The sequence below is a fragment of the Rhizobacter sp. genome (assembly GCF_031412075.1).
GTDB lineage: Bacteria > Pseudomonadota > Gammaproteobacteria > Burkholderiales > Burkholderiaceae_C > Rhizobacter.
On sequence record NZ_JANOCG010000567.1, the window covers coordinates 1 to 5,299 of the forward strand.

Here is a 5,299-nt window from a genome sequence, read left to right on the forward strand (position 1 = left end):
ATCATCGGCCCCCAGGAGCCGATGTAGTCGATGTAGCGGGTGCCTTCGGCGTCGAAGATGTAGGGCCCTTGGGCACGGGCGATGAACCGCGGTGTGCCGCCCACGGCCTTGAAGGCCCGCACCGGCGAGTTGACGCCGCCCGGAATGACGCGCTGGGCGCGTTCGAACAAGGCTGCATTGGTCGGTGTCTCAGTGGACATGGCGCGGGTCCTTTGGCAGGTCGTCGCCGGGGGCGTCGGCGCCTTCTTCACCCTCTTCGCCCGGCGGCAGGGCCCAGAAGAATCGATCGGGGATCACGTTGCCCATGCCGGGGCGGAAACCGGCGTCGAGCGCCTGGTCCAGGAAAGCCAGCGATTCGCCCACGGCAGTGTGCAGCTCGCTGCCGGCCGCCAGCAAGGCGGCCAACGCGGCCGACAAGGTGTCGCCCGCGCCGACGAAGCTGACCTCGAAGCGCTCGAACTTTTCGCCGGTGATGGCACCTTCAGGCGAGGCCAGTACGTTGTCGAGGACCTGGTCGGGCAAGGGCACACTCGTCACCAGCACGAAGCGGGTGCCGTGCTGCGAGGCGGCCACCGCCAGCTCGCGCGGCGAAGCCGGGCGGTCGCTGCTCCAGTCGGGCAGCAAAAAGTTCGTCAGCGTCTGATGGCTGCCCACCAGCACCTCGGTTTGCGGCAAAACCAGTTCGCGGAACGAGTCGAGGTAGGCCTGCTGGTCGTCTTCTTCAACCCACGACAGGTTGGGCAAGTAGGCGACCAGGGGCACGTCGGGGTAGTCAGACAACACCTCGGCGACCGCGGCCACGCCTTCGGCCGAGCCCAGGAAGCCGACCTTCCAGGCGGCGATGGTCACGTCTTCCAGGATGCTGCGGGCTTGCTCGACCACCACGTCGGCGTCGATCGCGCTGTGGTCGAACACCTCGGCGGTGTCGCGCAGCACCACCGCGGTGACCACCGGCAGGGCGTGTGCGCCCATGGCGGCAATGGTGACCACGTCACCGGCCAGGCCACCGGCGCCGCTCGGGTCGCTGGCGTTGAAAGTCATCACGCAAGCCGGCGCCGGAGCATCTTGGGGCAGGGCCGCGGTGTTTTCGGTGGGGATCACGTCGGTAGTCATGGGGGCGTCCGTTAGAAGGTGCCGGGTTTGTCAGCACTTCTAGAAAAATGTGAGGAATGTGGCGTATGTGCCCACAAACTAACGCGTTTTTGGGATTTTGCGTGGCTACAATCTTTTCTCATTGTAGTGAAGCGATAAAGAATAAACGTGAGCAAAGACGCCAGCGCGGTACGTACATGGATGTGCCTGATTTGCGGTTGGATCTATGACGAAGCCGCCGGTGACCCAGATCACGACATTGCACCCGGAACCCCTTGGGAGGCCGTCCCGATGAACTGGACCTGTCCGGAATGCGGCGCCCGCAAGGAAGATTTTGAGATGGTGCAGATCTGATCTTGAACCCCGTTGGGATGATCGAATTGAACCGACCCGCAGTCGTTGAGGAGACAACCCGGTGAGCAATGAAGCCCTTGCAGGCATCAAGGTGCTGGTCATTGATGACAGCAACACGATCCGCCGCAGCGCAGAGATTTTCCTGAAGCAAGGCGGCTACCAGGTGCTGCTGGCTGAAGACGGCTTCGACGCCTTGTCCAAGGTCAACGACCACGCGCCCGATCTGATCTTCTGCGACATCCTGATGCCCCGTCTCGATGGTTATCAGACCTGCGCCATCATCAAGCGCAATCCCAAGTTTTCGGGTGTGCCCGTGATCATGCTGTCTTCCAAAGATGGTTTGTTCGACAAGGCGCGTGGTCGCATGGTGGGCTCCGAGGCCTATCTGACCAAACCCTTTACCAAAGACCAGTTGCTGCAAGTGGTTGAGCAACACCGTCGATCTGAATAAGTCAATGACCGGTCGCGAGTTTGCGCCGGTCGAGTTGGAGTAATGAACATGGCGATCAAGAAAATTCTGTTGGTTGACGATTCGAAAACCGAATTGCATTTCCTGTCTGAACTGCTGACCAAGCGGGGTTATTCGGTGCGCACTGCCGAAGACGGCGAAGACGCCATGCGCCGCCTGGGCGAAGACAAGCCTGACCTGATCCTGATGGACGTGGTGATGCCGGGCCAAAACGGCTTCCAGCTCACCCGCGCCATCACCCGTGACCCGCGCTTCGTCGATGTGCCCGTGATCATGTGCACCAGCAAGAACCAGGAAACCGACAAGGTCTGGGGCATGCGCCAAGGTGCACGCGACTACATCGTCAAGCCCGTCGACGCCGACGAGCTGGTGGCCAAGATCAAGGCCTTCGACTGACACCCTCTCACTCAAGAGATCGGCACGGCGAATGCAAACCTCTCACGTCCCGCAGGCAGGTGTGAATGGCCAATAAGGAAGCACTGCGCGAGCTGCAAAGCCGCCTGGCTGAAAAGCTCAAAGCGGCGCGAACGCAAGAGCGTGGCAAATCCTGGCTGGCCGTCGAATGTGGGGGCCATGGCTTCCTGTTCCCTTTGCAGGAAGCTGGCGAAATTTTCCCGTTCGTGCCCGCGATGCCCGTGCCTTACACAAGCCGCTGGTTCATGGGCGTGGCCAACTTGCGCGGCCGTTTGCACGGCGTGGTCGATTTGGCCGGCTTCCTGGGCATTCGCAGCCAGGAGCAAGGGCGGGAGCAGTCCTGGTTCGTGGCCTTCAACACCGACCTGAACATCAATTGCGCCGTGATGGTGGATCGGCTCTCCGGTCTGCGCAATCTGGAGCAGCTGAAGCCCCAAGCCGATGACGGGCAGGCGAAGCCGCCCTTTGTCGGCACGCACTACCGAGATGAGAACAACCGGCTGTGGCGCGAGCTCAATCTCGCGGCGCTGGCCAACGAGTCGGCATTTCTGAAGATCGCGGGCTGATGCGCGTTAGGCGCCAAGGCTTTCTGACAGTCACATTGAGACACGACGGAACGAGGAACATATGAGCTTCCTGGACAAATTCAAAAGCATCGGCAAAGGTCGCGACTCCGACGTGTTGGATCACGACAACCCGGTGATCCCGATGGACGATGTGGTCGCCCTGGACCGGCCCATGCGCGATGGATCGGCGGGCTCGGCGGCGTTGGGCGACCCCATGACGCGCACGGTGCACATGGACTCGTCCATCATCACCGAGGCAGCTCCCTCGGAGATTGCAGACTTCGCCGAAACCCGCCTGCCCGCATCCGGCTCCGATGACGCCGCAGGCGCCACTGGCTTGCCGCTGATCGGCAACGCGCCGGTGGCGACGCAGCAGCGCATCTTGCTGGCCCTGGTGGGCCTGGGTCTGGCGGGCCTGGTCGGCATGACCATCTACTCGTTGAACTCGGCGGCCAAGGGCTCGGCCCAGGTGGCGGCTTCCGGCCAGGCGCTGATGCAGTCGCAGCGTCTTGCGAAGTCGGTGTCACAGGCGCTGATCGGTAGCGCGTCGGCATTCCCGGAGGTGAAGGAAAGTACCGAAGTGCTGGCCAAAAGCGTGCGCGGGCTGGCCAAGGGTGAAGGCAACATCGATGCGGCGCCTTCGTCGGTGCAGGAGTCGCTGACTCCCATGGTGCCGCTGGTGGACCGTGCTGAAAAGAACGCCAACACCGTGATGGGCCAGGAAAAGATCTTGACTCAGGTGGGCAAGGCGCTTCGCACCATCAACCGCCAGTCGTCCGACCTGCTTGAAATTGCCGAAACGGTGTCGTCGCTCAAGCTGCAGCAAGAGGCCTCGCCGGCCGAGCTGTCGGCGGTGGGCCAGTTGGTGATGTTGACCCAGCGTATCGGCAAGTCGGCCAACGAATTCCTGACCATGGAGGGCGTGAGCCCCGAAGCCGTGTTCTTGCTCGGCAAGGACCTGAACTCCTTCCGTGAAATCGCCGATGGCTTGCTCAACGGCAACGCCGAGTTGCGCCTGCCCGGCACCAAGGACCCGCAGACCAAGGAGCGCCTGCAAGCGCTGCTGAAACAATACGAAGAAACACGCACCGAAGCCGGCTCGATTCTGGGCAACCTGCAAGGTCTGGTCTCGGCGCGTGAAGCGCAGGCATCGATCATTGCCGACAGCGAGCCGCTGCGAAAAGGCCTGGAAGTCGTGCAGGACCGCCTCGGCGCCGAAACCGGCTTCAGCCGCGTCGCCTTGGTGGTGCTGGTGCTGTTTGCCGCGCTGCTGGCCGCCGGCGGTGCCGGCCTGCTGAAGCTGTACGTGAATGACCAGGCACAGCGCGCCACGGTTGCCAAGTCGCAGCAGATGGAAGCCGAACGTCAGGAGCAAGAAGCCTAACGTGTGAACGACGCCAACCAGGCCGCCATTTTGCGATTGATGAACGAACTGCAAACGGTGGCTGAAGGTGACCTGACGCAACAAGCCACGGTGACGGAAGACATCACGGGCGCCATCGCCGACTCGGTGAACTACACGGTGGAAGAACTGCGAACCCTGGTGTCGCAGGTGCAGGGCACGGTAGGCCGGGTGACGGAGACGACGCAGCAGGTGGAAGCCACGTCGACCGAACTGCTCGCAGCCTCCGACGAGCAGCTGCGAGAGATTCGCGAAACCGGCGAGTCGGTGCTGCAAATGGCAGGCCGAATCAACGAAGTGTCGGCACAAGCCCAGCAAACGGCCCAGGTGGCGCGCCAGTCGCTGAAAGCCGCTGAATCCGGTCTGACCGCGGTGCAAAACACCATCGGCGGTATGAACTCGATTCGCGACCAGATTCAGGAAACCTCCAAGCGGATCAAGCGACTCGGCGAGTCGTCGCAGGAGATTGGTGAAATCACCGAACTGATTTCAGACATTACCGAGCAGACGAACGTGCTGGCTCTGAACGCCGCCATCCAGGCCGCCTCGGGCGGTGAAGCCGGCCGAGGCTTCTCGGTGGTTGCCGAAGAAGTGCAGCGGCTGGCAGAACGCTCCGGCGATGCAACGCGGCAGATTGCGGCCCTGGTGAAGACCATTCAGACCGACACCCAAGACGCGGTGGGCGCCATGGAGCGATCCACGCAGGGTGTGGTGGAAGGAACCCGGCTGTCTGACGCGGCAGGTAACGCGCTCGGCGACATTGACCGTGTGTCACGCCAGCTTGCCGAGCTGATCGGGCAGATTTCCAACCAGGCACTGCGAGAAGCCGAATCTGCCAACGTGGTGGCTGCCAACATTCAGCACATTTTTGCGGTGACGGAGCAAACTGGTGAAGGTACGCGTTCCACGGCACAGATGGTGCGCGAACTGTCCCGGACTGCTGAAGAACTGAAGCAGTCGGTGGCCCGGTTCAAGATCGGCTGATCACAGCGCCTGCGGCCC

The 5,299-nt window shown here is 62.3% G+C and carries 5 protein-coding genes and 2 pseudogenes; 5 read left to right on the forward strand and 2 right to left on the reverse strand.

The genetic code is table 11. The features are described from left to right. Both RMO40_RS21070 and thiD read right to left on the reverse strand, forming a co-directional pair. Positions 1-200: pseudogene (locus RMO40_RS21070) on the reverse strand (aspartate aminotransferase family protein); the annotation flags it as partial. Next, a complete protein-coding gene (thiD, locus tag RMO40_RS21075) occupies positions 190-1,113 on the reverse strand; it encodes a bifunctional hydroxymethylpyrimidine kinase/phosphomethylpyrimidine kinase (RefSeq protein WP_309725506.1) in 924 nt (307 codons plus the stop codon). The pseudogene RMO40_RS21070 and the gene thiD, both read right to left, overlap by 11 nt. A 180-nt stretch (positions 1,114-1,293) precedes the next feature. On the opposite strand from thiD, the gene RMO40_RS21080 reads away from it, so the two are divergent. From RMO40_RS21080 to RMO40_RS21100, 5 genes and pseudogenes are all read left to right on the forward strand, one after another. Continuing rightward, positions 1,294-1,446: a rubredoxin gene (locus RMO40_RS21080; RefSeq protein WP_309725513.1), complete on the forward strand. Its 153-nt coding sequence runs from the start codon at positions 1,294-1,296 to the stop codon at positions 1,444-1,446. Positions 1,447-1,507: 61 nt separating this feature from the next. Next, on the forward strand, positions 1,508-1,897 hold the full coding sequence (locus RMO40_RS21085; RefSeq protein ID WP_296688358.1) for a response regulator: 390 nt from the start codon (positions 1,508-1,510) through the stop codon (positions 1,895-1,897). A gap of 48 nt (positions 1,898-1,945) precedes the next feature. Further along, a complete protein-coding gene (locus RMO40_RS21090) occupies positions 1,946-2,311 on the forward strand; it encodes a response regulator transcription factor (RefSeq protein ID WP_047493606.1) in 366 nt (121 codons plus the stop codon). 65 nt (positions 2,312-2,376) lie between these two features. After that, a complete protein-coding gene (locus RMO40_RS21095; protein ID WP_309725511.1) occupies positions 2,377-2,895 on the forward strand; it encodes a chemotaxis protein CheW in 519 nt (172 codons plus the stop codon). A 142-nt stretch (positions 2,896-3,037) separates the two neighbouring features. After that, positions 3,038-5,281 (forward strand): annotated as a pseudogene (locus RMO40_RS21100) (methyl-accepting chemotaxis protein). Positions 5,282-5,299 lie beyond the last annotated feature (18 nt).